The 24,427-nt window shown below is 73.7% G+C and carries 21 protein-coding genes; 13 read left to right on the forward strand and 8 right to left on the reverse strand.

Translation table 11 applies throughout. The features are described from left to right. The first annotated feature begins 113 nt into the window (after positions 1 to 113). Positions 114 to 2,189 carry an AMP-binding protein gene (locus DFQ13_RS13580; RefSeq protein WP_035282272.1) on the forward strand — a complete coding sequence of 692 codons (2,076 nt, stop codon included), beginning with the start codon at positions 114 to 116 and terminating at the stop codon, positions 2,187 to 2,189. Continuing rightward, positions 2,186 to 2,716 carry a DUF3558 family protein gene (locus tag DFQ13_RS13585; RefSeq protein WP_084175539.1) on the forward strand — a complete coding sequence of 177 codons (531 nt, stop codon included), beginning with the start codon at positions 2,186 to 2,188 and terminating at the stop codon, positions 2,714 to 2,716. The genes DFQ13_RS13580 and DFQ13_RS13585 overlap by 4 nt, the downstream gene beginning before the upstream one ends. 414 nt (positions 2,717 to 3,130) lie before the next feature. Here the strand turns inward: DFQ13_RS13585 and DFQ13_RS13590 are convergent, their stop codons facing one another. Both DFQ13_RS13590 and DFQ13_RS13595 read right to left on the reverse strand, forming a co-directional pair. Further along, a complete protein-coding gene (locus tag DFQ13_RS13590; protein ID WP_110080050.1) occupies positions 3,131 to 3,991 on the reverse strand; it encodes a Vgb family protein in 861 nt (286 codons plus the stop codon). Continuing rightward, positions 3,988 to 4,464 (reverse strand): nitroreductase/quinone reductase family protein, encoded by a 477-nt coding sequence (locus tag DFQ13_RS13595; protein WP_052021135.1) that lies wholly within the window; start codon positions 4,462 to 4,464, stop codon positions 3,988 to 3,990. The genes DFQ13_RS13590 and DFQ13_RS13595 overlap by 4 nt, the downstream gene beginning before the upstream one ends. Positions 4,465 to 4,671: 207 nt before the next feature. Here DFQ13_RS13595 and lnt point away from each other — a divergent pair, with 207 nt between their 5' ends. Together lnt and DFQ13_RS13605 are read left to right on the forward strand one after the other, a co-directional pair. Then, positions 4,672 to 6,282 carry an apolipoprotein N-acyltransferase gene (gene lnt / locus DFQ13_RS13600; RefSeq protein WP_110080052.1) on the forward strand — a complete coding sequence of 537 codons (1,611 nt, stop codon included), beginning with the start codon at positions 4,672 to 4,674 and terminating at the stop codon, positions 6,280 to 6,282. Between the two features lie 58 nt (positions 6,283 to 6,340). Beyond that, a complete protein-coding gene (locus DFQ13_RS13605) occupies positions 6,341 to 7,108 on the forward strand; it encodes a polyprenol monophosphomannose synthase (protein ID WP_035282265.1) in 768 nt (255 codons plus the stop codon). Positions 7,109 to 7,252: 144 nt separating this feature from the next. On the opposite strand, the gene DFQ13_RS13610 is transcribed toward DFQ13_RS13605, so the two are convergent. After that, positions 7,253 to 7,594: an RNA polymerase-binding protein RbpA gene (locus DFQ13_RS13610; RefSeq protein ID WP_035282262.1), complete on the reverse strand. Its 342-nt coding sequence runs from the start codon at positions 7,592 to 7,594 to the stop codon at positions 7,253 to 7,255. A gap of 432 nt (positions 7,595 to 8,026) precedes the next feature. Then, on the reverse strand, positions 8,027 to 9,448 hold the full coding sequence (locus tag DFQ13_RS13615; protein WP_110080053.1) for an MFS transporter: 1,422 nt from the start codon (positions 9,446 to 9,448) through the stop codon (positions 8,027 to 8,029). A 259-nt stretch (positions 9,449 to 9,707) separates the two neighbouring features. On the opposite strand from DFQ13_RS13615, the gene DFQ13_RS13620 reads away from it, so the two are divergent. Further along, positions 9,708 to 10,364, forward strand: a complete 657-nt coding sequence (locus tag DFQ13_RS13620; protein WP_084175537.1) for a transglycosylase family protein — start codon at positions 9,708 to 9,710, stop codon at positions 10,362 to 10,364. Positions 10,365 to 10,379: 15 nt separating this feature from the next. Here DFQ13_RS13620 and DFQ13_RS13625 read toward each other — a convergent pair whose 3' ends face one another. Continuing rightward, a complete protein-coding gene (locus DFQ13_RS13625) occupies positions 10,380 to 11,171 on the reverse strand; it encodes a glycerophosphodiester phosphodiesterase (RefSeq protein WP_110080054.1) in 792 nt (263 codons plus the stop codon). Positions 11,172 to 11,237: 66 nt separating this feature from the next. Between DFQ13_RS13625 and DFQ13_RS13630 the strand changes: the two genes are divergently transcribed. The 4 genes from DFQ13_RS13630 to DFQ13_RS13645 all read left to right on the forward strand — a co-directional run bounded on the left by DFQ13_RS13630 (position 11,238) and on the right by DFQ13_RS13645 (position 15,812). Continuing rightward, positions 11,238 to 11,591, forward strand: coding sequence for a hypothetical protein (locus DFQ13_RS13630; protein ID WP_035282257.1), 354 nt, complete (start codon positions 11,238 to 11,240; stop codon positions 11,589 to 11,591). A gap of 61 nt (positions 11,592 to 11,652) precedes the next feature. Beyond that, positions 11,653 to 13,368 (forward strand): putative bifunctional diguanylate cyclase/phosphodiesterase, encoded by a 1,716-nt coding sequence (locus DFQ13_RS13635; RefSeq protein WP_052021133.1) that lies wholly within the window; start codon positions 11,653 to 11,655, stop codon positions 13,366 to 13,368. A 100-nt stretch (positions 13,369 to 13,468) separates the two neighbouring features. Then, positions 13,469 to 14,227: a putative protein N(5)-glutamine methyltransferase gene (locus tag DFQ13_RS13640; RefSeq protein ID WP_110080169.1), complete on the forward strand. Its 759-nt coding sequence runs from the start codon at positions 13,469 to 13,471 to the stop codon at positions 14,225 to 14,227. An 85-nt stretch (positions 14,228 to 14,312) separates the two neighbouring features. Continuing rightward, positions 14,313 to 15,812 carry an amidase gene (locus DFQ13_RS13645; RefSeq protein WP_110080055.1) on the forward strand — a complete coding sequence of 500 codons (1,500 nt, stop codon included), beginning with the start codon at positions 14,313 to 14,315 and terminating at the stop codon, positions 15,810 to 15,812. Positions 15,813 to 15,865: 53 nt separating this feature from the next. Here the strand turns inward: DFQ13_RS13645 and DFQ13_RS13650 are convergent, their stop codons facing one another. Beyond that, a complete protein-coding gene (locus DFQ13_RS13650) occupies positions 15,866 to 16,993 on the reverse strand; it encodes a tyrosine-type recombinase/integrase (protein WP_035282253.1) in 1,128 nt (375 codons plus the stop codon). A gap of 90 nt (positions 16,994 to 17,083) precedes the next feature. Next, positions 17,084 to 18,574 carry a carboxylesterase/lipase family protein gene (locus DFQ13_RS13655; RefSeq protein WP_110080056.1) on the reverse strand — a complete coding sequence of 497 codons (1,491 nt, stop codon included), beginning with the start codon at positions 18,572 to 18,574 and terminating at the stop codon, positions 17,084 to 17,086. Between the two features lie 97 nt (positions 18,575 to 18,671). On the opposite strand from DFQ13_RS13655, the gene DFQ13_RS13660 reads away from it, so the two are divergent. From DFQ13_RS13660 to DFQ13_RS13670, 3 genes are all read left to right on the forward strand, one after another. Beyond that, positions 18,672 to 19,271, forward strand: a complete 600-nt coding sequence (locus DFQ13_RS13660) for a TetR/AcrR family transcriptional regulator (protein WP_110080057.1) — start codon at positions 18,672 to 18,674, stop codon at positions 19,269 to 19,271. Between the two features lie 399 nt (positions 19,272 to 19,670). Then, entirely contained in the window at positions 19,671 to 20,822 is a 1,152-nt protein-coding gene (locus tag DFQ13_RS13665; protein ID WP_181399966.1) for a coiled-coil domain-containing protein, read from the forward strand. Positions 20,823 to 20,985: 163 nt separating this feature from the next. After that, a complete protein-coding gene (locus tag DFQ13_RS13670) occupies positions 20,986 to 21,417 on the forward strand; it encodes a peptidase inhibitor family I36 protein (RefSeq protein WP_110080059.1) in 432 nt (143 codons plus the stop codon). A 207-nt stretch (positions 21,418 to 21,624) separates the two neighbouring features. Here DFQ13_RS13670 and DFQ13_RS13675 read toward each other — a convergent pair whose 3' ends face one another. Continuing rightward, entirely contained in the window at positions 21,625 to 22,029 is a 405-nt protein-coding gene (locus tag DFQ13_RS13675) for a hypothetical protein (protein ID WP_035282241.1), read from the reverse strand. 155 nt (positions 22,030 to 22,184) lie between these two features. On the opposite strand from DFQ13_RS13675, the gene DFQ13_RS13680 reads away from it, so the two are divergent. Then, complete coding sequence (locus tag DFQ13_RS13680; protein WP_110080060.1) at positions 22,185 to 24,317, forward strand: TerD family protein; 2,133 nt, start codon at positions 22,185 to 22,187, stop codon at positions 24,315 to 24,317. Positions 24,318 to 24,427: the final 110 nt, after the last annotated feature.

The raw sequence follows: 24,427 nt of genomic DNA on the forward strand, positions 1-24,427 counted from the left end.
TCCTCCGTGTTGGGCCATTTGGCCCACGCCATGCTTGCACCCGTTGGTGGGCGGCTGATAACAACCCGGTGAACCAGGGGTGACCCTGAGGGCACCGGGTCGTACGGAGGAACATGCCGACCGAGCTCGTCGAGGTGGAGCAGGTCCTCGGTCACGCCCCGGAGCAGGTCTGGGAACTGATCGGGGACCCCGCCCTCTACTCCCGCTACGTCCGCGAGGTCGCCACCGCCGAACGCGTGGCCGCGCACACGCGCAACCCCCGCTACCGGGTGCGGTTCAGCGTGCGCGGCAGGCCACCGGTGCCCGACGAGGTCGAGGTCCTCGTCAGCCGCCCCCGCGAACACCTGGTGCTGATCAGCCCCCGCTGGCACGACGGGCACCTCAGCGTCCGCCTTGAGAGCGTCCGGGGCGACGCGGGCGGCCGCGAACGCACCCGCGTGCAGGTGATGCTGTCGCTGCCGGACTCGCTGACCGCCGGGACCGTGCTCACCCCCTCCTGGACGCGCAAGCGCATCCGCAAGGCCCTCGCCCTCATGGACCACCACCTGGCCGGGCGCGCGCTGACCGTCTCGCCCACCCGCATCGACCAGGCCGCCCGGGGCCAGACCGCGCTCACCGTGGCCCGCACCCTCGCCCGCGCCGGGGTCCTGGGCCCCGGCCGCCCGGACCGGGTCGTCCGCCAGCTCGGCGAGCTGTCCCGGTGGGGCGCCACCCTCGTCGGCGGCTACCGGGCCGCGGCCGCCCGCGTCCCCGACGCCCTGGCCGTGCGCGACGAACGCGGCGGCCTCACCTACGCCGAGGTCGACGCCCGCACCACCCGCCTGGCCAACGCCCTCGCCGAACGCGGGGTCCGCCAGGGCCGCCGGGTGGCGGTGATGTGCCGCAACCACGCCGGGCTGGTGGAGTCCACCATCGCCTGCGGCAAGCTCGGCGCCGACGTGGTGCTGCTCAACACCGGCCTGTCCGCCGACCAGGTCGCCGACCTCGTCGCCGAGCACCGGCCGATCGCCCTGCTCGCCGACGCCGAGTTCGCCCCGCTGTTCCACCACCTGCCCCGCTCGCTGACCTGGATCTCCACCTGGTCGGCCGCCCCCGGGGACCTGACCACCGACGCCCTCGTCGCCGACGGCTCACCCGCGCCGATCCACCCGCCCGCCCAACCGGGGCGGATCATCGTGCTCACCTCCGGCACCACCGGCACCCCCAAGGGCGCCCGCCGCCGCACCCCGTCGGGTCTCAGCGCCGCCGCCGCGGTGCTCTCCCGCATCCCGCTGCGCGCCGGGGAGCGCATGCTGGTCTCCGCGCCCCTGTTCCACACCTGGGGCCTGGCCGGGATGCAACTGTGCATGCCGCTGCACGCCACCATGACCCTGCAACGGCGGTTCGACCCGGAAGCCGCGCTGCGCGTCATCGCCGAACAGCGCATCACCGCCTTCTTCGCCGTCCCGGTCATGCTGCAACGGATCATGGACCTGCCCGCGCACGTGCGCGAGCGCCACGACACCTCCTCGCTGCGGGTCGTGGCCTCCAGCGGCTCGGCGCTGCCCGGGTCGCTGGTCACCTCCTTCATGGACACCTTCGGCGAGGTCCTCTACAACCTCTACGGGTCCACCGAGGTGTCCTGGGCCTCCATCGCCACCCCCGCCGACCTGCGCGCCGCCCCCGCCACCGCGGGCCGCTGCCCGGTCGGCACCAAGGTCGGCATCCTCGACGCCGACGGGAACCCGCTGCCCCCCGGCGCGGTCGGGCGCATCTGCGTGGGCAACGAGATGCTGTTCGAGGGCTACACCTGCGGCGCCACCTCCGAGATGCACGACGACCTGATGGTCACCGGCGACCGCGGCTACCTCGACGCCGACCGGCGGCTGTTCGTCTCCGGCCGCGACGACGACATGATCGTCTCCGGTGGCGAGAACGTGTTCCCCCGCCCGGTGGAGGAACTGCTGCTGTCCATCGACGAGGTCGCCGACGTCGCCGTGGTGGGCGTCGCCGACCACGAGTTCGGGCAGCGCTTCGCGGCCTACCTGGCCCTCAAACCAGGTGCCCGGCTCGGCGTGACGGCGGTGCAGGAGTTCATCCACGAGCACCTCGAGCGCTACTCGGTGCCGAGGGACGTAATCTTCGTCCGAAAGGTCCCGCGCAACGCGACCGGCAAGGTCGTCAAGCGCCTGTTGGTGGAGCAGGAATGACTGTGCGATCGTTCGCCGCTGTGACGGCTGTGGTGTTGTCCCTGTTCGCCGCCGGGTGTTCGGCCGACGAACCCACCGGCCCCCCGCCGCCCGCCCCCATCGGGGACGGGCCGCTGCGGCTCGCCGACCCGTGCACCCTGCTGCCCGCCTCGGCGGTCTCCGAAGCCGGGCTGCGCCCCGCCACCCCCGGCCCGGCCCGCGACGACGGCTACCGCGACTGCCGCTGGGTGCACGGGGAGGAGAAGAAGTTCGACCACCAGGTCAACGTCACCATCATCGCCAGCGCCGAGTTCCCGACCGTGCAGGACAACAAGGCGTTCGCGGTGGACACGATGTCGCCGGGCGGGCGGGAGGGCAAGCGGCTGCGCTACCAGGGCACCGCGGGTTGCCAGTACGTCCTCGACACCGCCCCGGCCGAGCGGGTCTCGATGACGGTGCTGGCCTCGACGGGGACGGTGGAGGAGGCGTGCGCGCTGCTCGACTCCTACGCCACCAGCATGGTCAAGGCCCTGCCCGCCGGGGTCTAGCTCGCCGGGGTGTGGCTCGCTGCTCGACAGCTCACTCGTGTCTTCGCAAGGGCCGGGATTTTGTCCTCGGCGCCTGGGTGGGTGGTTCTGCTTGGGCGGGGCCCCTACGGCGATCACGTGCCCGGCGTGACCGAATGGGGCGAAAAGAGCGCCCCACTGCCCGGGCAGGCTTGCACGTGATCGCCTCCCCCACCCAAGCAGAACCACCCACCCAGGTGTCTGCTTAGCCGGGCAGGCGGTTGCGGGGGTGGTCGCCTGCTGTGCCTGGTGGGTTCGCGGTGGCTGGTTGCCAGGGGGCGGTTCGTGAGTGGCAGGCGGGCCGCTGCGGTGGCAGGCCGGCCGCTGCGCCGGTGTGCCTGGGCCTGTGGGCTTGGGGCGGGGACGGTTGGCGCGGGTGGTTCGGGGTGGTGGGGTTCAGCGGTTCGCGGTGACGCGGGCCAGTTCGCCGGACTCCAGTGCCACCCACACCCGCTGCCCCCACACCGACAGGCCGTGGGGTTCCGAGCCCGCGGGCAGCGGCGGGGCGTGGGTGACGGCCCCGCGCGGGTCGACGTGCCCGAGGCGCGCGGCGCCCCACTCGGTGAACCAGCAGCCGCCCGCCCCGTCCGGGGCGATGGCGTGCGGGCGGGCGTCGCGGTCGGGCAGGGGGTGCTCGCGGACGCGCCCACCGGGGCCGACCCGGCCCAGGGCGCCCGCGCCGATCTCGACGAACCACAGGTGCCCACCGGAGCAGGTGATGCCCACCGGTCCGGCGTCCGGGGTGGGCAGCGGGTGCACGGTCACCGTGCGGTCGGGGGAGATCCGGGCCAGGGCGTTCGCCTGGTTGAGGGTGCACCACAGCGCCTGGTCCGGGCCCACGGCGAGACCGGCGGGGAAGCAGTCGGCGGGCAGGTCCACCACCTCGACCGCGCCGCTGGGGGTGAGCACCCCGACCCGGTGGTCCTCGGTGTCGGTGAACCACAGCGACCCGTCGCCGGTGAGGGCCAGGCCGTAGGGGACACCGGGGACCGGCACCGAGGTCACCGAGCCGTCCGGGGTGATCCGGCCCAGGTGGCCGTCGCCGTGGCGGCTGAACCAGACCGAGCCGTCCGGGGCGGGCACGATCGTCGTCGGCGCCGCCCCCGGGTCCAGGTCGAACCGGGTGCACGCCCCGTCGGGGGCGCGGCGCACGACGGCGTCGGCGTGCACGAGGGTCACCCACAGCGCGTCGGGGGCGGTCTGGGCGATGCCGTACGGGCCTTCGCCCGGTGCGGCGAACGGCACGACCTCGGTCACCGGAGGGGTTCGACCACCACCAGCGGGATCTCCCGGGGCGCCTTGGCCCGGTAGGTGTCGTAGTCCGGCCACAGGGACGTCATCAGGTGCCACAGCCTCGGCTTCTCCTCCGCGGTCGCCCGGCGGGCCCTGGCGACGAACCGGTCCGGCCCCACCTGGAGTTCGACCTCGCCGTCGGCCAACAGGTTCAGGTACCACGCCGGGTCCGCCGGGGCGCCGCCGTTGGAGGCCACCAGGACGTAGCGGCCCTCCTCGTCGAGACCGTAGACCAGGGCGGTGCGCCTGCGCTTGCCCGAGCGGCGGCCGCGGGTGGTCAGCAGCAGCATGTCCAGCCCGTCGACCACCTCGGTCTCGGTGCCGCCGGACTCCACGTAGCGGCGGATGTGCTCGGCGACGAAACCCAGCGGGCTGTCGACGACACCGCCCGGGTCGCTGCGCCGCGGCTCGTCCGAGCCGCCGTCGGAGAAGCTCACCCCGGCGACGCTAGCAGCGCTCCGCGCCCCCGGGCAGGGCATTCGGACTCACCCTCGACTTAGGCCGTGTTTCGAAAGCCCGGGGTTTTGGTGGGTGTGCCCGCTCGCCGGGGCGCCGGTTCTCGGGGAGCCTGCTTCGAGGACACGTCCCGGGGGCGACCCGCGACACCGCGGGGACCCCCCACCGGGTGGCCGTAGGCTGGCGCGGTGGTCGCCCCCGCCGTCGCACCGGACCCCGGTCCGGACACCCCCACCCGCTCCGCCCGCCTGGCCGTGCTGCTGCGCTGCGCCGCCGTGCTGGCCGCCGGTGGGCTCACCTACCTGGCCTGGCCGCCGCGCACCCTGTGGTGGCTGGCCCCGATCGGGTTGGCCGTGCTGGGCTGGGTGCTGCGCGGGCGGCGGGCGCGCGCCGGGTTCGGCTACGGGGTGCTGTTCGGCCTGGGGCTGATGACCCCGGCGCTGGCCTGGACCGGGGTGTTCGTCGGCCCGGTCGCCTGGTTGCCGCTGAGCCTGCTCGAAGCGCTGTTCGTCGGGCTGGCCTGCGCGGCGATGGCCGTGGTCAGCAGGCTGCCCGGGGCGGTGCTGTGGACGGCGCTGCTGTGGGTGGCGGGGGAGACCCTGCGCTCGGTGGTGCCCTTCGGCGGGTTCCCCTGGGTCAAGCTCGCCTTCAGCCAGCCCGAGGGCCTGTACCTGCCGCTGGCCTCCCTCGGCGGCACCCCGCTGATCGCGCTCGCGGTCTGCCTCACCGGCTTCGGCCTCGGCGAACTCGCCCATCGCCTGGCCACCGGCCGGGGCACCCCGAAGCTGCTGCTGGTCCCGGTGCTGGCCACCGTCGCGCCCCTGCTGGCCGGGATCGCGGCCACCGGGGCCGTGGGCACCGATGCCGACTCCGGCGAGGTCACCGTCGCCGCCGTGCAGGGCAACGTGCCGCGCGCCGGGCTGGACTTCAACGCCCAGCGCCGCGCCGTGCTCGACAACCACGTCACCCGCACCCACCAGCTCGCCGCCGACGTCCGCGCGGGCCGGGTGCCCCAGCCCGACCTGGTGATCTGGCCGGAGAACGCCTCCGACATCGACCCGTTCCGCAACGCCGACGCCCGCGCCCTCATCGACGGCGCCGCCCGCGACATCGGGGTGCCCATCGCCGTGGGCTCGGTGGTCGTCGGCGAGGACCGGCTGCCGCGCAACACCGTCGTGCTGTGGGACCCGCAGCTCGGGCCGGTCGACCGGTACACCAAGCGGCAGTTGCAACCCTTCGGCGAGACCATGCCGATGCGGTCGCTGTTCCGCCTCTTCAGCGCCGAGGTCGACCGGGCGGGCAACTTCCAGCCCGGCACCGACCCCACCGTGTTCACCATGGGCCGGGCCAGGGTGGCGCTGGCCACCTGCTACGAGGTGGCGTTCGACTCGGTGGTGCGCGACTCGGTGCGCAACGGGTCGAACCTGCTGGCCATCCCCACCAACAACGCCACCTTCGGCCGCTCGGAGATGACCTACCAGCAGCTCGCCATGGACCGGGTGCGCGCCGTCGAGCACGGCCGCGGCGTCGTCGTCGCGGCCACCAGCGGGGTCAGCGCGCTGATCCGCCCCGACGGGTCGGTCCTCGCCGAAACCGGTCTTTTCACCCCCGCCGCACTGGTGGCGGCGCTGCCGCTGCGGTCGGCGACTACGATGGCGGACCGATTGGGCGTGTGGCCGGAAGCGGTCATGGTGGCCGTCGCCCTCGCCGCACTGGTGTCCGCACTGGTGGCGGGCAGGCGCGCACGGACGACCGGGGCTGGTGTGGCGACCACCCCGGGCGCCCCCCGACAGGCATGACGGCGACAGGTTCGATGGTCCGGGGCGCGCCCGCGCACCGGCGAGGAGGAGACCGCGCATGGCGGAGCAGCCGCACGATCCCGCACAGCTCGACCCGGTGCTGGTGGTGATCCCGACCTACAACGAGCGGGAGAACCTCGGGATCATCATCGAACGGCTCAACGCCGCACTCCCCGGGGCGCACGCGCTGGTGGTCGACGACGGCAGCCCCGACGGCACCGGCGAGCTGGCCGACGAGCTGGCCGCCGCCGACGAGCGGGTGCACGTGCTGCACCGCACGGAGAAGGCGGGCCTGGGCGCGGCGTACCTGGCCGGGTTCACCTGGGCGCTGGAGCACGACTACGCCGTCGTCGTGGAGATGGACGCCGACGGCTCGCACGCCCCCGAGGACCTGCCCAGGATGCTCGACGCCCTCGGCGACGCCGACCTGGTGCTCGGTTCCCGGTACGTGCCCGGCGGCAGGGTCGTCAACTGGCCCAAGAGCCGCGAGGTGCTCTCCCGGGGCGGCAACCTGTACTCCCAGCTCGCGCTGGGGGCGAAGGTCCGCGACATCACCGGCGGCTACCGGGCGTTCCGGCGGGCGGTGCTGGAGAAGCTCAAGCTGGGCAACGTCGCCTCCCAGGGCTACTGCTTCCAGGTCGACCTGGCCTGGCGCACCATCGAGGCCGGGTTCACCGTGGTCGAGGTGCCGATCACCTTCACCGAGCGCGAGCGCGGCCAGTCGAAGATGAGCGGCAACATCGTCCGCGAGGCGCTGTGGCGGGTCACCAAGTGGGGTCTGCGCCGCCGGGGCAACCAGCTCAAGGCGCTGCTGCGCATCAAGTGAACGCCGTCGAGCGCCCACCCGGCAGCCGGGTGGGCGCTCGACGGTCGTGCCGCGGGCAGGGCTCGGTGGTTGTGCCCCAGGCAGGGAAACGGCCGCCCGAGTGGGGGAGTCCCGGGCGGCCGTCGGTCTGGCGGTGTGGTGCGGCTAGGCGGGGCGGCGGCGGGTGCGCAGCTCGGCCAGGCGCTCGGTCAGCAGGTCCTCCAGCTCCGGGATGGAGCGGCGTTCCAGCAGCATGTCCCAGTGCGTGCGCGGCGGCTTGACCTTCTTCGGTTCCGGGTCGGACCCGTCGATCATCTTCGACTCGAGCCCGTGCAGCCTGCACTCCCACACCGAGGGGACCTCGGCGTCGTCGGAGAAGGGGACCTCGAAGTCGTGGTCCTTCGGGCACGCGTACCGGACCGTCCGGCGGGGGGCGAGGTCGTGATTGCGGTCAGTCTCGTAGCTGACCGCACCTAGCCGGCTACCACGGAGAACACGGTCGGCCATAGCGGTGTCCTTTCACTCGGCTCGTCCAGCAGAGCCCGGGGTGTTGCTCACCCAGCGCAACGAACAGAGCGGGGAAGGCATTCCCCGACCGCCCGCCGCGATCGCTCAGGGTGACATTATTCACCCGTCAACGACAGCGTCCTACTGAGAGATGCCCGTTTTTCGGTTTCGTGACGCGCTGCTCCACGATCGACGCCAACATCTCACCCACTTGGGGGATGATAGCTCTCAACCGTGCGTCCAGGCGATGGAGAGTTGTCCGCAGGCCACAAGTTCGCCTCGGCGGCCACCTCGGTGGAGGTGACAGCGGTGGAGCGCTTGATGACACACGGTAATTGAGGCGAAGTCGAGTTCGACCGGATTTCTGTCACTGTGGGTAGCGGAGCGAGTGGTTTGCGTGTGCGCGCGACCCGTCCGCGGACCGGGAAGCCCTCAAAGCAACTCCGGGGCCTTGTTGCCCACCGCGGCGATCGCGCGGCGCACCGGCACGAAGTACATCAGCACCAGCCCGACGAAGAAGAAGATGACCAGCGAGATGATCGCGTACCGGTAGGACCCCGTCGTCGAGGCCATCACCGCGAACACCAGCGGGCCCAGCCACGAGGTGGCGCGCTCGCCGATCTCGTAGACGGAGAAGTACTGCGCCTCCTTGCCCGGGGGCACCATCTGGCTGAACAGCGACCGCGACAGCGCGTTCGTGCCGCCGAGCACCAGGCCGATGCCGCCAGCCAGGGCGTAGAACTGCAACGCCTGCCCGGCCTGCACGAAGTACGCCGCGCCGATGACCAGCACCCACACCAGCAGGCTGGCCATGATCGTCTTCTTGGCGCCGATGCGCCTGGCCACCAGCCCGTGCAGCACCCCGCCGAAGAACGCCACGAACTGCACGATGAGGATCGTGGTGATCAGCACCTCCGCCTCGAAGCCCAGTTCCTCGCTGCCGTACTGGGCCGAGACGTTGGCGACGGTGGCGATGCCGTCGGTGTAGATCAGGTAGGTGCCCAGGAACGCCAGGGTCAGCGGGAACGCCCTGGCGTGGCGCAGGGTGTCGCGCAGCTCGCGGAACCCGGCGGTGACCACCGACCCCCGCGCGGGCGGCAGGTCGGCGCGGTCGTGGTGCCCGCGCAGCCGCCGCAGCGGGATCAGGGTGAACAGCGACCACCAGATCCCGGAGGTCAGGAACGCGATCTGCGCGGCGTTGCCCGCGGTGATGCCGAGGCTGTCGCGGAACAGGTACACCACGAGCTGGATGGCCAGCGCCACCCCGCCGCCGAGGTAGCCGAACGCCCAGCCGTTGGTGGAGAGGCGGTCGCGCTCGTCGGCGGTGGCGATCTCGGGCAGGTACGAGTAGTAGATGACCACCGAGGTGCCGTAGCCGATGTTGCCCAGGATGAACAGCACCACCCCCAGCCCCCAGGCGCCGCCGCCGACCAGGGCCATCGCCGCGGTGGCGATCGACCCGCCGAAGGCGAACGCGGCCAGCATGGGCTTCTTGTTGGTGCTGCGGTCGGCGATGGCGCCCATCAGCGGCACGATCAGCACCTGGATGACGGTGGCGATGGAGAGCAGGTACCCCCACAGCGACCCGGCCGGGAAGTGCAGGCCGAGCAGGGTGATGTCGCAGTTGTTGAGCCGGTCGCTTTCCCCGGCGGCGTCCAGGCAGGCCTGGGTGCCGTTGAGCGCGGTGTCGGACTGGGCGGCGGTGGCGGCGACCTCGGTGAGGTAGAGGGAGCCGAACACGGTGGTCACCGAGGTGGGGAACACCGAGTTCGCCCAGTCGTACCAGCACCACCCGCGTTGCTCGCGGCGGCGGGCCCGCGCCTCGCCCGCGTCGGGGGTGCTGTCGTCGACCATGCTCAAAACCGCCTCCGCCGTGCTCGTGTGCAGGCGGAGAGTACGGGTTGCCCGGTGGCGGCGGTCACGCCGGAGCGGCACCCGTCGACAAACATCGCCGAACATTCACCCCGTACGACCGTTCGGCCCAACATCAAACCCACCGAACGGCCCACCGCTGGATGGGGTGACAAGCCGCGGGGAGACGGACAACCGGTGAGGTACGTGTGACCGGTGGGGCGATTGTGGACAGTGGGAGCGCCGCTTACCGTCGTCGATCATGGCTGGAGCGCGCGGGGTGCCGAGACTGCTGATCGTGCTGACGACCGTGGGCGCCGCGACGGTGCTCCTGGCCGGTCAGGCCGCCGCCGATCCCCCGGCCCGGGACTGGGCGCGGCTGCGGCAGTGCGAGTCCAGCGGCCGGTACGCCACCAACACCGGCAACGGCTACTACGGCGCCTACCAATTCGACCTGCCCACCTGGCGCAGCGTCGGCGGCACCGGCAGCCCGCACCAGGCGTCCCCCGCCGAACAGGACCACCGCGCCCTGTACCTGTACCGGATGCGCGGCTGGCAGCCGTGGACGTGCGCGGGCACCCTGGGCCTGCGCGCCGACGGCGACGCCCGCAGCAAACGCGTCCCCACCTACGCCGAATCCGCCTACATCGGCGGCGGGGGTGCCCCCGCCCCGGCGCCGACCGGCGCGCCCCCGTGGCCGGGCAAGGTCTTCACCCACGGCGACTGCGACCCGGACCTGCGCCCCTGGCAGTTGCGGATGAACGCCCACGGCTACCACTTCGAGGGCACCGGCTGCTACTACGCCGAGACCCGCACCGCGGTCCTGGCCCTGCAACGCGCCAACGGCATCCCCGACTCCGGCCACCTGGGCCCCAAGACCTGGGTAGCGGCGTGGGAGGGCACCCCGCCGCGACCCTGAACCACCCGGGTCCGCTCAGGCGGTGGCCCACAGGCCGCGCTCGACGAGCACGTCGCGCAGCACCGCCGGGTCGTCGGTCATCAGCCCGTCGACCCCCAGGTCCAGCAGCGCGCGCATGCTCGGCGCGTCGTCGATGGTCCACACGTGCACCTCCGCGCCCCGGCGCCGCGCCAGCGCCACCATCCGGGCGTCGACCACCGTCAGCGGGCCCTGCCGCACCGGCACCTGCGCCACCAGCGGCCGGGTCGCCGCCCGGGTGAACCGCGCGGGCACCCGCTTGCCCGCCCAGAACCCCAGGATCGCCCGCACCCCCATCGACGTGAGCACCCGCGGCCCGGCCAACGCCCGCACCCGCGCCATCCGCGCCTCGGAGAACGACGCCAGGCACACCCGGTCCCACGCGTCGGCCTCGGCGATGACCTCCAGGGCAGGTTCCACCACCGCGTCGGACTTCAGGTCAATGTTCAGCCGCGCCCCCGGCACCGCCGCCAGCAGCTCCGCCAGGGTCGGCACCGGTTCGCGGCCGCCGATGTTCGCCGCCCGCACCCGCTCCCAGGTCTGCGCGGCGATCGGGCCGCGGCCGTCGGTGGTGCGGTCGAGGACCGCGTCGTGGTGGACCACCACCACCCCGTCGCTGGTGGCGTGCACGTCGGTCTCGAGGTAGTGGTAGCCCTCGGCGACCGCCCGGCGGAACGCCGACAGGGAGTTCTCCAGGCCCGCGAGGTCGTCGCGGTGCCAGCCCCGGTGCACGAACGCCCGGGGGTGCGGGCCGCTGAGGAAACCGTGGGTGCGTGGGTCGGTGGACACCCGTCGAGTGTGCCCCAGCGGCGTGGCTCGGGAGTGGCGGTCGGGTGTCGGCTAGCGTCCCGGCACATGACCGGTCCGACAGCCGCGTCCGGGCGCCGGGGCGCGCCGCGGCACTGCGGGTGGTGCGGGCGCGAGATCGCCGGGGCCGCCACCGGTGGGCGCCCGCGCCGCTACTGCGCCCAGTCCTGCCGCCAGCGCGCCTACGAGCGCCGCACCCAGGTCCAGCGCGGGGGCCTGCCCGAGGACGCGGTGGTGCTCTCGGCGGCGGAGCTGTCCGACCTGCAGGACCGGTTGTTCCGGCTGCGCTGCGCCGCCGAGGACGTGGTGACGGCGGCCGATGATGGGGCGAGTGCCGCTGAGCTGCGGATACTCGCCGAGCGTGTCGGTTCCGACGCCCAGGGGCTCGAGCGACTGCGCTGAACAGGACCGGTCCACTACGCTTCGTGCGCATGTCCCCACGACAACGGGTGAGGGAGGTCGGGTGACGCCCCCTGCGAACAGCCCGTCGGCGGTGCTGGACACCACCGACACCGCCTTCGCGCTGACCGACCTGCGCGCGCACGTGCGGTGGGCGAACCCGGCCATGAGCGACCTGCTGGGCATGACCACCGAGCAGTGCGCGGGCCGGTCGCTGACCGCGCTGCTGGCGGGCGCCCCCGACGGCCCGCCCGAGGACGGCTCCGACAGCGAGGACACCGTCATCTCGGTGCCGCGCCCGGACGGGTCCGGGCACCGGTGGCTGGAGATCCGCTGCACCAAGGCCGAGGACGAGCAGTTGCTCTACCGGGTCACCGACGTGACCCGGTGGCGCAAGCGCGAACTGGGCACCGCCGGGCTGGCCAAGCACCAGGACGAGCTGCTGCGCCTGGTCGACGAGGACCCGCTGACCGGGCTGCCCAACCGCCGCGCCCTGACCCGCGAGCTGGAGCGGCAGCTCGCGCTGGGGGCGCGCGGGGCGTTCCTGCTGCTCGACCTCGACCACTTCAAGGACATCAACGACCTGCACGGGCACCCCACCGGTGACCGGGTGATGTGCACCCTGGCCTCGCTGCTGCGCGACCGCATCGGCTCCGGGCAGGTGCTGGGCCGGTTGTCCGGCGACGAGTTCGCCGCGGTGCTCGCCGACGTCGACGAGCGGGCCGCGGTCGCCGCGGCCGATCGGCTGCGCAACGCCATCGCCGCGATCCCGATGTCCGGGGTCGCCGGGGCCAGCCGGATCACCGTCAGCATCGGCATCGCCATGTTCGAGGCGGGGGTGGGCTGGGACGAGGTGCTGGCCAACGCCGACATGGCGCTGTACGCGTCGAAGGCGGCGGGCCGCAACCGGGTCACCGTCTACGAGCAGGGCCACTACCAGGACACCGCCCTGCGGGTCACCGTGGTCGAACGGGTCCGCGCCGCCCTGCGCGACGGCGGGTTCGTGCTGCACGCGATGCCGATGGTGAAGCTGGGCAGCGGCCGGGTCATCGGCCACGAGCTGCTGCTGCGCCTGGAGGACGGGCGCGAGCCGCGCCTGGGCCCGGGGGAGTTCCTGCTCGCCGCGGAGCGCTCGGACCTGGTCTTCGAGATCGACCGGTGGGTGGCCGACAAGGCGATCCAGGCGCTGGTGGAGCACCCGTACCCGGGTCTGCGGTTCAACGTCAACGTCTCCGGCCGCACCCTGGAGGACGAGGACTTCGGTGACTTCGTCCTCGATCGGCTGACCGCCGCCGGGGTGGCGCCGGGCAGGCTGGGCTTCGAGATCACCGAGACCGCGGCGGTGACCAACCTCGACGCCGCCCGGTCGCTGGCCCAGCAGTTGCGCGCCTCCGGCTGCCGGATCACCCTCGACGACTTCGGTTCCGGCTTCGGTTCGTTCGTGCACCTCAAGCAGCTCCCGATCACCGGCCTCAAGATCGACGGCGAGTTCATCCACGGCATCGACTACGGCTCCCGCGACACGGTGCTGGTGCAGGGCCTGGTCGACATCGCCCGCGGCCTGGGCCTGTCGGTGGTGGCCGAGTGGGTCGAGCGCGCCACCCAGGTCGAGGCGCTGTCGCGGTTGGGGGTGCGGGTCGCGCAGGGCTTCCACCTGGGCAAACCGGAGCCGCTGGAGGACCTGCTGGCCCGCCCGCACGGTGTGTGGATGCGCCGCCCGACGCTGATGCAGGACGTGCCACCGGAAACCGCGACGACCCCGGCGGGGGAGCCGCAGTAGGGTTCACGGGTTTCCGCCCGTGAGGAGTGCCGTGCCGGACCTGCCCGCACCCGAGCCGTTCGCCTGCCCCGCCGCCGCGCCCCACCGGGCGGGTGGGCCGGTGTCGGAGGCGGTGGTGACCCGGTTGCGGGCGGCCGGGTGCGTGTTCGCCGAGGACGAGGCCACCCTGCTCCTCGCCGCCGCCCCCGGCGCGGACGTCCTCGACGTCCTGGTCGCCCGCCGGGCCGACGGCGAACCCCTGGAGCACCTGCTGGGCTGGGTGGCCTTCGACGGCCTGCGCGTCCCGGTCGACCCCGGGGTGTTCGTCCCCCGCCGCCGCACCGAGTTCCTGGTGGAACTCGCCGCCCCCCTGCTCACCCCGGGCTCGCTGGCCGTCGACCTGTGCTGCGGCTGCGGCGCCGTCGGCATCGCCCTGCGGGCCAGGGTCCCCGGGGTCGAAGTCCACGCCGCCGACCTCGACCCGGCGGCCGTGGCCTGCGCCGCCCGCACCCTCCCCGACGTCCACGAGGGCGACCTGTACGACGCCCTCCCCCCGGCACTGCGCGGCCGCGTCACCGTCCTGGCCGTCAACGCCCCCTATGTCCCCACCGACGCGATCGCCCTGATGCCCCCCGAAGCCCGCGACCACGAACCCCGCCTGGCCCTCGACGGCGGCCCCGACGGCGTCGCCCTGCACCGCCGCGTCGCCGCCCACGCCCGAGACTGGTTGGCCCCGAACGGCCACCTGCTGATCGAAACCAGCCACGAGCAGGCCACCTCGACCGCCGACGCGTTCCGCGCGGCAGGCCTCACCGCGACCACCCATCACGACGAGGACCGCCACGCCACGGTCGTCGTGGGAACCCGCGCCGACCACTGAGGACCGCCACCGCGCCCGGACCGTGCGGCTCGTTGTGCGAAATGGCATTTCATGCCCTTTCCGGCAGGCGGATAGCGTCGAATTCATGGAATGGAACTTTCGGTCGGCAGAAGAGCTTTTGGCCGCGTTGCGCGCCGGTGAAGTGACCTCGGTGGAACTGACCGACGAGGCGATCGCCGGTATCGAGCGCGACGACGAGGTGGTCAACGCGATCTGCGTGCCGGACTTCGACCGCGCCCGGGCCGCCGCGCGCGGTGCCGACCGGGCGCGCGCCCGCGGTGAGGACCGGCCGCTGCTCGGTGTCCCGGTGACGGTCAAGGAGTGCTACGACATGGCCGGGCTGCCCACGACCTGGGGCATGCCGCAGCACCGCGACCACGTGCCCGCCGAGGACGCGGTGCAGGTGTCGCGGCTCAAGGCCGCGGGCGCGGTGGTGCTGGGCAAGACCAACGTCCCGCTGGGGCTGCAGGACATCCAGAGCTTCAACGAGATCCACGGCACCACCAACAACCCGTGGGATCGCACCCGCACGTCGGGCGGGTCCTCCGGCGGGTCGGCGGCGGCCCTGGCGTCCGGGTTCGGCGCGCTGTCCATCGGCTCGGACCTCGCCGGTTCGCTGCGCACCCCCGCGCACTTCTGCGGCGTCTACGCGCACAAGCCGACACTCGGACTGGCGGCCACCCGCGGCATGGTCGCCCCGCCCGCGCAGGCCCTGCCGGTCGACCTCGACCTCGCCGTGGTCGGCCCGATGGCGCGCACCGCCCGCGACCTGGAACTCCTGCTCGAGGTCATGGCCGGACCGGACCCGCTGACCCACGGCATCGCCTACGACGTGGCGCTGCCGCCCGCGCGCCACGGACGGCTCGCCGACTTCCGGGTCCTGGTCCTCGACGAGCACCCGCTCATCGCGACCGGGGCGGCCGTGCGCGCGGGCGTGGACCGGGTGGCCGACGCGCTCACCGACGGCGGCGCCCGCGTCGAACGGCGCAGTCCGCTGCTGCCCGACCTGACCGAAGCCGCGACGCTCTACACGCAACTGTTGTTCTCCGGCACCGTCGCGCGTTTTCCGGTCGAGGCGCACGAGCAACTGCGGACCCGCGCCGCCGCCCTGGGCGCGGACGACCAGGGCTTGGAAGCGACGCGGCTGCGCGCCATGGTGTTCAGCCACCACGACTGGCTCCAGGCGAACACCCGCCGCGAGCTGCACCGCCACGGCTGGCGGCAGCTCTTCGCCGAGTTCGACGCCGTGGTGTGCCCGATCACCCCCACCCCCGCGTTCCCCCACGACCACGACCCCGACCTGATGCGGCGCCGCGTCGACGTCGACGGCGTCGAGTACCCGTACTTCGACCAGCTCGTCTGGGCCGGGCTGGCCACCATGCCCGGCCTGCCCGCCACCGCCATCCCCGCGGGCCGCTCCCCCGAGGGCCTGCCGGTGGGGGTGCAGCTCATCGGCCCGATGTTCGAGGACCGCACCCCGCTGCGGCTGGCCGAACTGCTCGAACGCGAGATCGGCGGCTTCCGGGCACCCGGGCGGGGTGTGCTCCCGGGTGCCCGCCGAGCACGAGGTGCGGGTCACGGCTGAGGGTCGAGGACCCGGGGGCGCCCGGGGGATCTCGCCGACCGGGCGCCTGGTGGTCAGGGCTGACGCCCGCGCTGGCGCGCGATGGCCTCCGACAGGTGCCAGACGGCACTGTTGGCCAGGTCATCGTGCTCGTGCAGGTAGCGCTGGGTGGTGGTCACCGTGGCGTGGTCGAGCATCCGGCGGACCTGCTCCAGGGTGGCCCCGGCGGCGAGGGCGGCGGTGCCCGCGGTGTGCCGGGCCGAGTGCGGGCTCAGGGTGCGCCAGCAGGTGAGCCCGGCCTGGCGGGCCAGATCGCGCATCTTGGCGTCGACGTCGTTCTGCCCCAGCGGCTGCCCGCCCCGGTACTGCGGCAGGTGCGGGTGCGGGGTGGAGACGAACAGGTAGCCGCCCAGGTCCGCCACGGCGACGCCCTCGCGCTCGGCGCGGACCCGCAGGTACTCGGTGAGCACCTCCACCACGTGCGGCGGCAGGGGTTTGCGGCCGAAGTCGTCGGCGTCGCCGCGGGACTTGCGGCGGTAGCGCAGGACCGTGTAGCCGGCGGTGCGGCGCAGGTCCTCCACGCGGGCGGTGGCCCCGGCGGTGACCCGCAGGCCGATGCTGAACAGCACGGTGAGCAGGGCCGCGTCGCGCCAGGCGGTCTCGGTGCCCAGGCGGCGGGCGCGCTCGAGGAGCCAGTCGAGGAAGCCCACCATCTCCTGCACGGTCAGCGAGGTGGTGGTGGACTCGCGGGAGACCCGCGGCCGCTCGGTCGCCGCGGCGGGGTTGCGCACGTCGACCTCGTTGGCGATCAGGTACCGGTACCACGAGGACACCACCGCCAGCCGCTTCGCCGTCGTGGCCCGCGACGGTGCCACCGCCACCTGCCCGCCCTGCTCGTCGCGGCGGGTGGCGGTCATGCCCGCCTTCCACGCGTCGGTGTCGGCCTTGCGCGCGGCCAGCGGGTCGACCCCGCGCTCGGCGCACCACGCCAACCACGACCCGAGCGCCTGGTAGTAGCCGCGGCGGCTGGTCTGGCTGAGCCCGGCCAACCACACCGAGGTGAGGCTGCGCGCGTGGTAGCGGTCGTCGGGGTCGGGCGGGGGCAGCGCGGGCAGCAGGTCGACGGCCTCACCGATCAGCCGCAGCAGCCCGTTGCCGTCGGTGTCGGTGAAGGTCGGTGCCCGGTAGCGCTGGAGGTCCACCGGGCCACCGTATCGACCGCCCCACCGCGACAGCCCGGGACGCGGGGAACGGCCCCGCGGCTGTCGTGCGTCACCCCGGGTGCGAGCCGGTCACGGCAGGTCGAAGGGGGCGGGGAAGTGGCCTTCCCAGATCTGGCGGGATGCCTGTTCGGGGTAGGGCAGGGTCTTGGACTCGGTGTCCAGGACGCGGGTGAGGTGCCCGCCGGGTCGATGAGCGGACCAGCCCGCGTCGCCGGTGGTGATGAAGCGGACCCACGCCCCCTGGATTTCGCGGGAGAGCGCGACGGCCCCGGGGGTGGGTTCCTCGCCGATGAGCCGGGTGCCGACGGGGCTGCGCAGCGTGCCGAACGCCAGGGGAACGTCGAGGCTGTGGCAGGCGCCCAGGACGCCGCCGAGGGCCGGGGCGACCCAGCACAGTTCGAACAGGTACGAGGTGCCGCCCGCCGCGGCGTTCGCCTCGGCCAACTTCTGCGACGGCATGCGGAACAGGGCGTCGGAGTACACCGTCTCCACCAGTTCCTCCGGGCCCGCCTGCGGGAACGCGGCGCGGTAGGCCCGCGCGCCCCCCGGCTGCGGGGCGTGCAGTTCCAGGGCCGCGTGGGCGTCCTGCTCGGTGAAGGTGCCGTACCTGCCGCCCATGACGCTGAAGTACCGGAATTCGTCCCGGGTGTGGCCGACGAGCAGTTCGATCCCGCTCGCGCGCCCACCGGTCAGCGCGGGCCACGGCGTTTCCGGGAGGACTTCGCCGTCGACGACGGGGCACAGCGCGGTGCCGGTCTCCGTGAGCCGCCCCCAGCTCTGCCGGTGCGCGTGGAGGCCCGCGTTGAAGGAGGTGAGCTCGGCGGCCAGGTGCCACGGGTCGGTGTCGCGCAGGGCCTCGGCGGTGGGGGCCGCCGCTGCGAGCCGGTCCGCGAACGCGGCGGTGACCTGCCGTGCCAGCGCGGGGGTGCTGTGCAGCCCCGGCACCGAATGGGCGATGGCCCGCCGGAACAGGCCGCGCGCGGACTCCATCGTCAGCAGGGCGGCGACCGAGCCCGCCCCGGCCGACACCCCGCCCACGGTGACCCGGCCGGGGTCGCCCCCGAAGGCGGCGATGTTGCGCTGCACCCACTCCAGCGCCGCGACCTGGTCGAGGAACCCGCGGTTGGGCGGCGCGTCGTCGAGGAACGCGAATCCCTCGACGCCCACGCGGCAGTTGATGGTCACCACGACGACCCCCGCCTCGGCCAGCGCTGCCGGGTCGAACATCGGGTCGCTCGAAGCCGCCGAGAGGTAGCCGCCCACGGGTATCCACACCAGCACCGGCAGCCCCGCCGAGCCGGGGTCCGGAGTGCCGACGTTGAGCGTCAGCCAGTCGGTGCCCTGCGGGGGCACGTCGATCGGCAGGGACAGCGGCACCACGGGGCCGAACTCGACCGCCTGCCTCGTCCCCTCCCAGCGGTGCGGCGGCGCGGGCGCGGCGAAGCGGAGCGCTCCGACCGGGGGCTGGGCGTAGGGGATGCCGCGGAACACCGCGTGCCCCTGCCGCAGGCGCCCCCGCACCACGCCTTCCGCGGTCCGCACCTCGGGCTGTCCGGACACGGCGCTCCCTTCCCGCGAGTGGACCCCAGGGTTGTGGGTCAGATGTATTATGTCAACTGTATTGGAACGGACCCGGGGTGTGAGGCGAGGGCGGGCGATGCCGAAAGAGGTGGATCACCGCGGGCGCCGCGAAGCGATCGCCCGCGCACTGTGGCGGGTGGTGGAGCAGCGCGGCGTCACACAGTTGACGATGCGCGTGGTGGCGCGGGAGGCGGGCATGTCACTGGGGCAGTTGCAGCACTACTTCGCCTCCCGGACCGCCATGCTCTCCTTCGCCATGGATTTCGCCGCCGAGCAGACCTCGGCGCGCGTGCACCAGGGTCTCGACGAGCTCGGTGACCGCCCGCACCCCCGTGACGTGCTGCGCCTGACGCTCGCGGAAATGCTCCCCCTGCATGCCGACGCCCGCGCGACCAGCCGGATGAGCGCCGCCTACGTCCTGGAGGCGCTGCACGACGAGGCCGTGCACGAGCAGGCGCGCCGCGGCCTCACCCGGGGGCTGGCCCTCGTCGAGCAGGTGGTGCGCCAGGCGATCGCCGACGGGCACATCGACTCCGACCGCGACCCGGCGACCGAGACCCACCTGCTCCTCGCCCTCACCGGCTTCGCCCCCCTGATCGAACTCGACGTGATCGGGCCCCGGGACGCGCTCGCCGCGATCGACGCGCACCTGGACCGGCTGTTCAGGAGTACCTGACCCGCCCCGGGCACGGGGGCGGGCCGGGACGAGGTCAGCTCTGACCCGGCCGCTCCCCGTCCCGGTCCACGACGCCGATCGCGACGCGGGTGAAGACCGACCAGGTCGCCCCCTCCCGATGCGCCTGCCACCGGGTCGACCCGTTCACCACGGTGGGCCCCCCAGATCTCCTGGGCCCCTTGATCGGCGCATCCCCCCGAAGGCGCCTTCGGCCTGCCCGCTGCACCTGATCACGTCGCGCTCCCGGGCCGGACGGCGCACCCGGTGGCGCCCTGCTGTCTTCTGCTCACCAGCAGGGGGAGGGGTGATAACTGTCATTCTCACCCCTCCCTGCGCTGGCAACTCAATAATGATAGGCATCAGTAAGTGGCAGTAATTGTTGACTGTTAGCATTGCCGGGTGATGCGACAGTGTGAGTACTGCAGGCGTGAGCTGCCCGAACAGGCCGGGACCGGGCCGCGGCTGAAGTTCTGCCCACCGGGCACCGGGGTGGCCGAGCACGCGGGCACCTGCCGGGACCTGGCGAACGCGGTGAAGCTGCTGCGCGCCGCCCGCGGCACCGACTCCGTGCCGGGCGCGGCGGTGGAACTGCTGGGGGAGCAGGTGGCCGCGGTGCTGGCGGTGCTGTCCCCGCAGGGACCGGTGGCCGCGCTGCGCGAAGCCCTCGGCGGGGTCGACGCCCGACTGCGCGGCGAGGTCGCCGACGTCCGCCGCGAGGTCGACGCGGCACGGGAGGCCGAACGGGAGGCGCTGGCCCGCGCCGAGGCCGCCGACCGCGACCGGGCCGACGCGGTGCGGCAGGTGGCGGTGGCGGTGGCCGAGCGGCAGGAGGCGCAGACCACCGCCACCACGGCCGTGGAGGCCCGCGACACCGCCCGGGCCCAGGAGCAGTCGGCCTGGCAGCAGGCCGCCGCCGCCGCGGCCGAGCGCGACCTGCACGCCGAGCGGGCGGCCCGCTCGGAGGAGGCCGCCCGGCGGGACCGGGACCGGGCCGAGGCCGCCACCCACGAGTCGCACCGCCTGGCCGAACAGGTGCGCGGTTTGCAGGAACGCCTGGACGAGGCGCACGACCGCGCGTCAGCCGACCGCACCCGCGCCGAGGGCCTCGACGCCGACCTGCGCCAAGCCCTGGCCCGCACCGAGTCCGCCGACCGCGCCCGCGCCGAGGCCGTGGAACGGGTCGCGGTGCTCGACGGGGACCTGCGCCACGCGGTGGCCCGCGCCGAGGCCGCCGAACAGACCGCGACCCGCCTCACCGAGGAGGTGGCGGCTTTGACCCGGCAGGCCGACCGCCTGGGGGCGGAGGTGCCCGCCCTGCGGGAGCGCGTGGGCGAGGCGCACGAGCAGACCGAGGCGCACCGCGCCCGCGCCGACGCCGCCGAACGGGAGGTCGCACGCCTGGGCGAGCAGGTCCGCGGCGCACGGGAACGGGCCGACGCCGCCGAGCAGCGCGCCACCGCCGAACGCGACCGCGCCGACCGGCTCCTGCGCGCTCACCCGCCCGCCCGGGACGACACCCCCTCAACAGTCACGGGCAAGCCCCCGGCCTGAACGGCTCTGGTGCCACATCAACGGAAACCACGACACAACCCGCCCTCGATCAGGTGAAATCCGGGAGGGCCGCTGGACCGCTCGGGCGGCGGTGGTGGAAGAAGGTGAGACACCTGCCGCACGATTTTCCGGACCAGCAGGGCCACAGCACCAGGGAGCCGCCGTGAACACCATCGTCAGACGCGTGGTCCAGGCATCGGTCGCGGTCACGGGGAGCATCGCGCTGCTCGCGTCGGTCGCGCCCGCGGCCACCGCGGCGACAGCCCGCAACGGCATCTGCGAGGACTACGAGTTCTGCCTGTACCACGGGGCCGACTTCACCGGGTCGGTCTCGGACTTCGGCCACGGTTCCATCCCGAACTACGGGAGCTCCCAGCCGGGTTGCTACGAATACAAGGGTCCCGGCACCGGCCAGGGCGAATGCGTGAAGAACAACGCCAGGTCGGCGAGGAACCGCACCCACATCCACGTGGTGAAGATCTTCTACAACAGCAACTACGGGGGCATCAACGTCACGTTCAACCCCGGTGGTGAGGCGAACCTGGGTCGCCTCACCGAGGAGAACGCCTCACACCTCTTCGAGCTCGTGAGCTGACACGGCGCCACCCCGCACCGGAACCCCGAGCCGACACGGGGGCCGGTGGCCCGGCACGGCATCCACCACGCCGACGACCATCACCCGATCGTGGTGGTCGTCGGCGTAACACCGGGCCGCTGGGGGCGATACTCCTGCTGTACGGCCCCGCTCGGGAACCCCCGACCTCGAGCGGGGCCGTTCGCATTCCCCCGGGGGAACCCCGGCTCAGAGGCGGATGTCGCCGGTGTGGTCGCCGCCGATCTGGATGGCGGTGCCGGTGACGGTGCCGGAGATCGACTGCCACACCGTGCTCGTCGGCCCCCCGGAGACCTGCCGCGCCTCGGCGACGGCCTCGGCCAACCTGCGGGCGAACACCTCGTCGTCCTCGGCGGCGTCCTCCAGGGCGAGGGCGACGCGGGTGCGGGAGCGCTCGGTGACCTCCCCGGACTCCGCGGCCTCCAGTTCCAGCCGCCGCACCGCCGGGTCCCCGCCGAGCTTGGCCTGCACCAGTTCCCCGACCCGGTCGACCGCGGCGTCGATGGCGGAGTCGACCACCCCGTCACCCCGGTTCGCCGCGCGGCGGGCCTTGGCCACCACCCACGCGATCACCATCCCGACGACGACCTCCATCGCCCACTCCCTCCACGTCCGGCCAACCCGATCCGCCCTCAAGCACACCACACCCGGCCCGGGAAAACCGGCGCCGGGGCGAAAACCGGCACCCGCGCCCCACTCGGCCTGCGACACTGGCCGCCGCACCCGACCGATGGGGAAGACACGTCCCGATGCGCATCCACACCATCATCCGCAGGACCCTGCGCGTACCGCGCGCCCACGCCCCGGCCGGGGACGGGGCGGCGGTGGCCCGGCAGCTCGACTCGGTCCTGGCCGGGGTCGGGTTCACCTGCTCCGGTGAGCTGCTGGGCCACGTGTCCGGGTTGGCCCCGCACGCGGCGACGACGCTGGCGGTGGAGGTCCTGGGCGCGGTGCGCGAACTGGTCGGCGACGACGTCGAGCACAACCCCTACTTCCTCGGGTTCCCCCACGAGGTCCCCGACACCGTCGAGTTCTGGGTGTCGTGCCTGCGCCAAGCCCTGACCTCCGGCGCCGCAGTGCCCACCGACGGGCCGGTCAACCTGCTGGACCTGCCCACCTACGGCCGCCACCAGCACACCCACGCCGAACTGCTGGCCGCCCACGACGCCCTCACCGCCACCGCCGCCGACCGGGTCACCACCCTGCACCTGGGCGACACCGTCGAAGCGGAAACCCTGGGGGTGTACCGGGACCTGGCCGGGTCCACCACCCCCCTGCACGAGGCCGACCTGTCGCTGCTGGCGCAACTGGCCGTGCAGTGCCGCACCGGGCCGCAACCGCGGCTCATCCCCGTGCGGGAGAACCGGGCGGTGATCAACGCCGTGCGCCTGGCCGCCGCCGAACCGCTGATCGCCGTCGACACCGTCACCGACGTGCTGCGCGTGGCCTGCCGGTTCTCCGCCGGGGACGTCACCCTGCGCACCCCCACCCGGTTCCGGTCCTTCCGCCGCGCACACCGCCGCGTCCTGCTCACCGCCCTGGACGCCGTGGCCGCCGACGAGGCGAAACTGGCCGACGTGGCCCGCTTCGCCGGGCGCTGGAAGCGCCTGGGGGAGCGGCTGCACCCGCACGAGTACCCCGACCTGCCGCACGCCGCCCGGGTGTTCGCCGTCGCCCGCGGCGACCTGCGCGCACCCTCCCGCGCCGCCCGCGCCGAGGCCGCCTTCGCCGCGGGCGACCTGCCCGGGGCCACCTCGGTCCTCGCCGAATCCCCCGGGACGCTGCTGCGCGCCCTCGACCGGCTGCTGCGCACCGCCACCGCCACCGCCGCCGACACCGACGCGGTGCTCACCGCGGTCACCGCCGCCGTGGGACAGGTGTCGGGGCGGGTGCTGTGCTCGGTGCGCGAACACCTGATGAACCGGGCCGCGGCGCAACCGGCCCGCGTGTTCGTCAACCGCGACCGCCGCGGCTGGGTCACCCCCGACACCCGCCCACCCCTGACCGCCACCACCATCGCCGACACCGCCGCGGTCCTCGACGCCGAACTGGCCCGCCGCCTGCCCACCGCCGACCACGTCGTCATCGACCCCGCGCTGCGCACCGTCGCGGTACCGCTGACGGGGGCCGCCACCGAAGACGGGTTCGCCGTGCTGCCCCGCGGGTCGCGCACCCCGGTCACCGGCGAGGTCCTGCGGTTGTTCACCCACTGGCGCGAACGCGCCGAACGCACCGACTTCGACCTCTCCGCGCTGCTGCTCGACGCCGACTTCGGCTACACCGGGCACGTGTCGTGGACCGGGTTCAAGAACAACGGCGTCGTCTACTCCGGCGACCTCACCGAGTCCGCGAACGGCGCCACCGAATTCATCGACGTCCCCCTCGCCGAGGTCCGCGCCACCTACCTCGTCCCGCAGGTGTCGATCTACTGGGGGGAGGGGTTCAACACCGTCGCGGAGTCGATGTTCGGGTGGATGACCCGCACCCGCGACCAGGGCGGCGCCCCGTTCGAACCGCGCACCGTGCGCACCCGCTCGGACCTGCGCGGCACCGGCCGGGTCGCGCTGCCGATGGTCTTCGCCCGCGACGACACCGGCGGCTGGACCGCCCTGTGGACGCACCTGTACCTGTCCGGGACACCGAACTTCAACCAGGTCGAAGGCCACCGCACGAGCACCGCCCTGCTCACCCGGGCCGTCGTGGGCCGCACCCACCTCACCGTCGGGCACCTGATCGCCACCACCGCGGGCACCGTCACCACCACCGACGACCCACCCCCGACCGGCCCGGTGCTCTACCTGGGCCTGGAGGACCCGGGGAACCTGCCCGAGGGGTCCACGGTGATCACCCTGCACAACCTCAACCGGCTCGTCCCCGCCTGATAACCTGCACCCGTGAGGCCATGCGGGGGCTTCCTCCTCACCCACTCGAAATGGCCCAGTCCCCGCCCTCTCCTCACCCCAAGCCCCCCGGCCGACCCGCCGGGGGGCTT

The organism is Actinokineospora spheciospongiae, from assembly GCF_003182415.1.
Classification (GTDB): Bacteria; Actinomycetota; Actinomycetes; order Mycobacteriales; family Pseudonocardiaceae; genus Actinokineospora; species Actinokineospora spheciospongiae.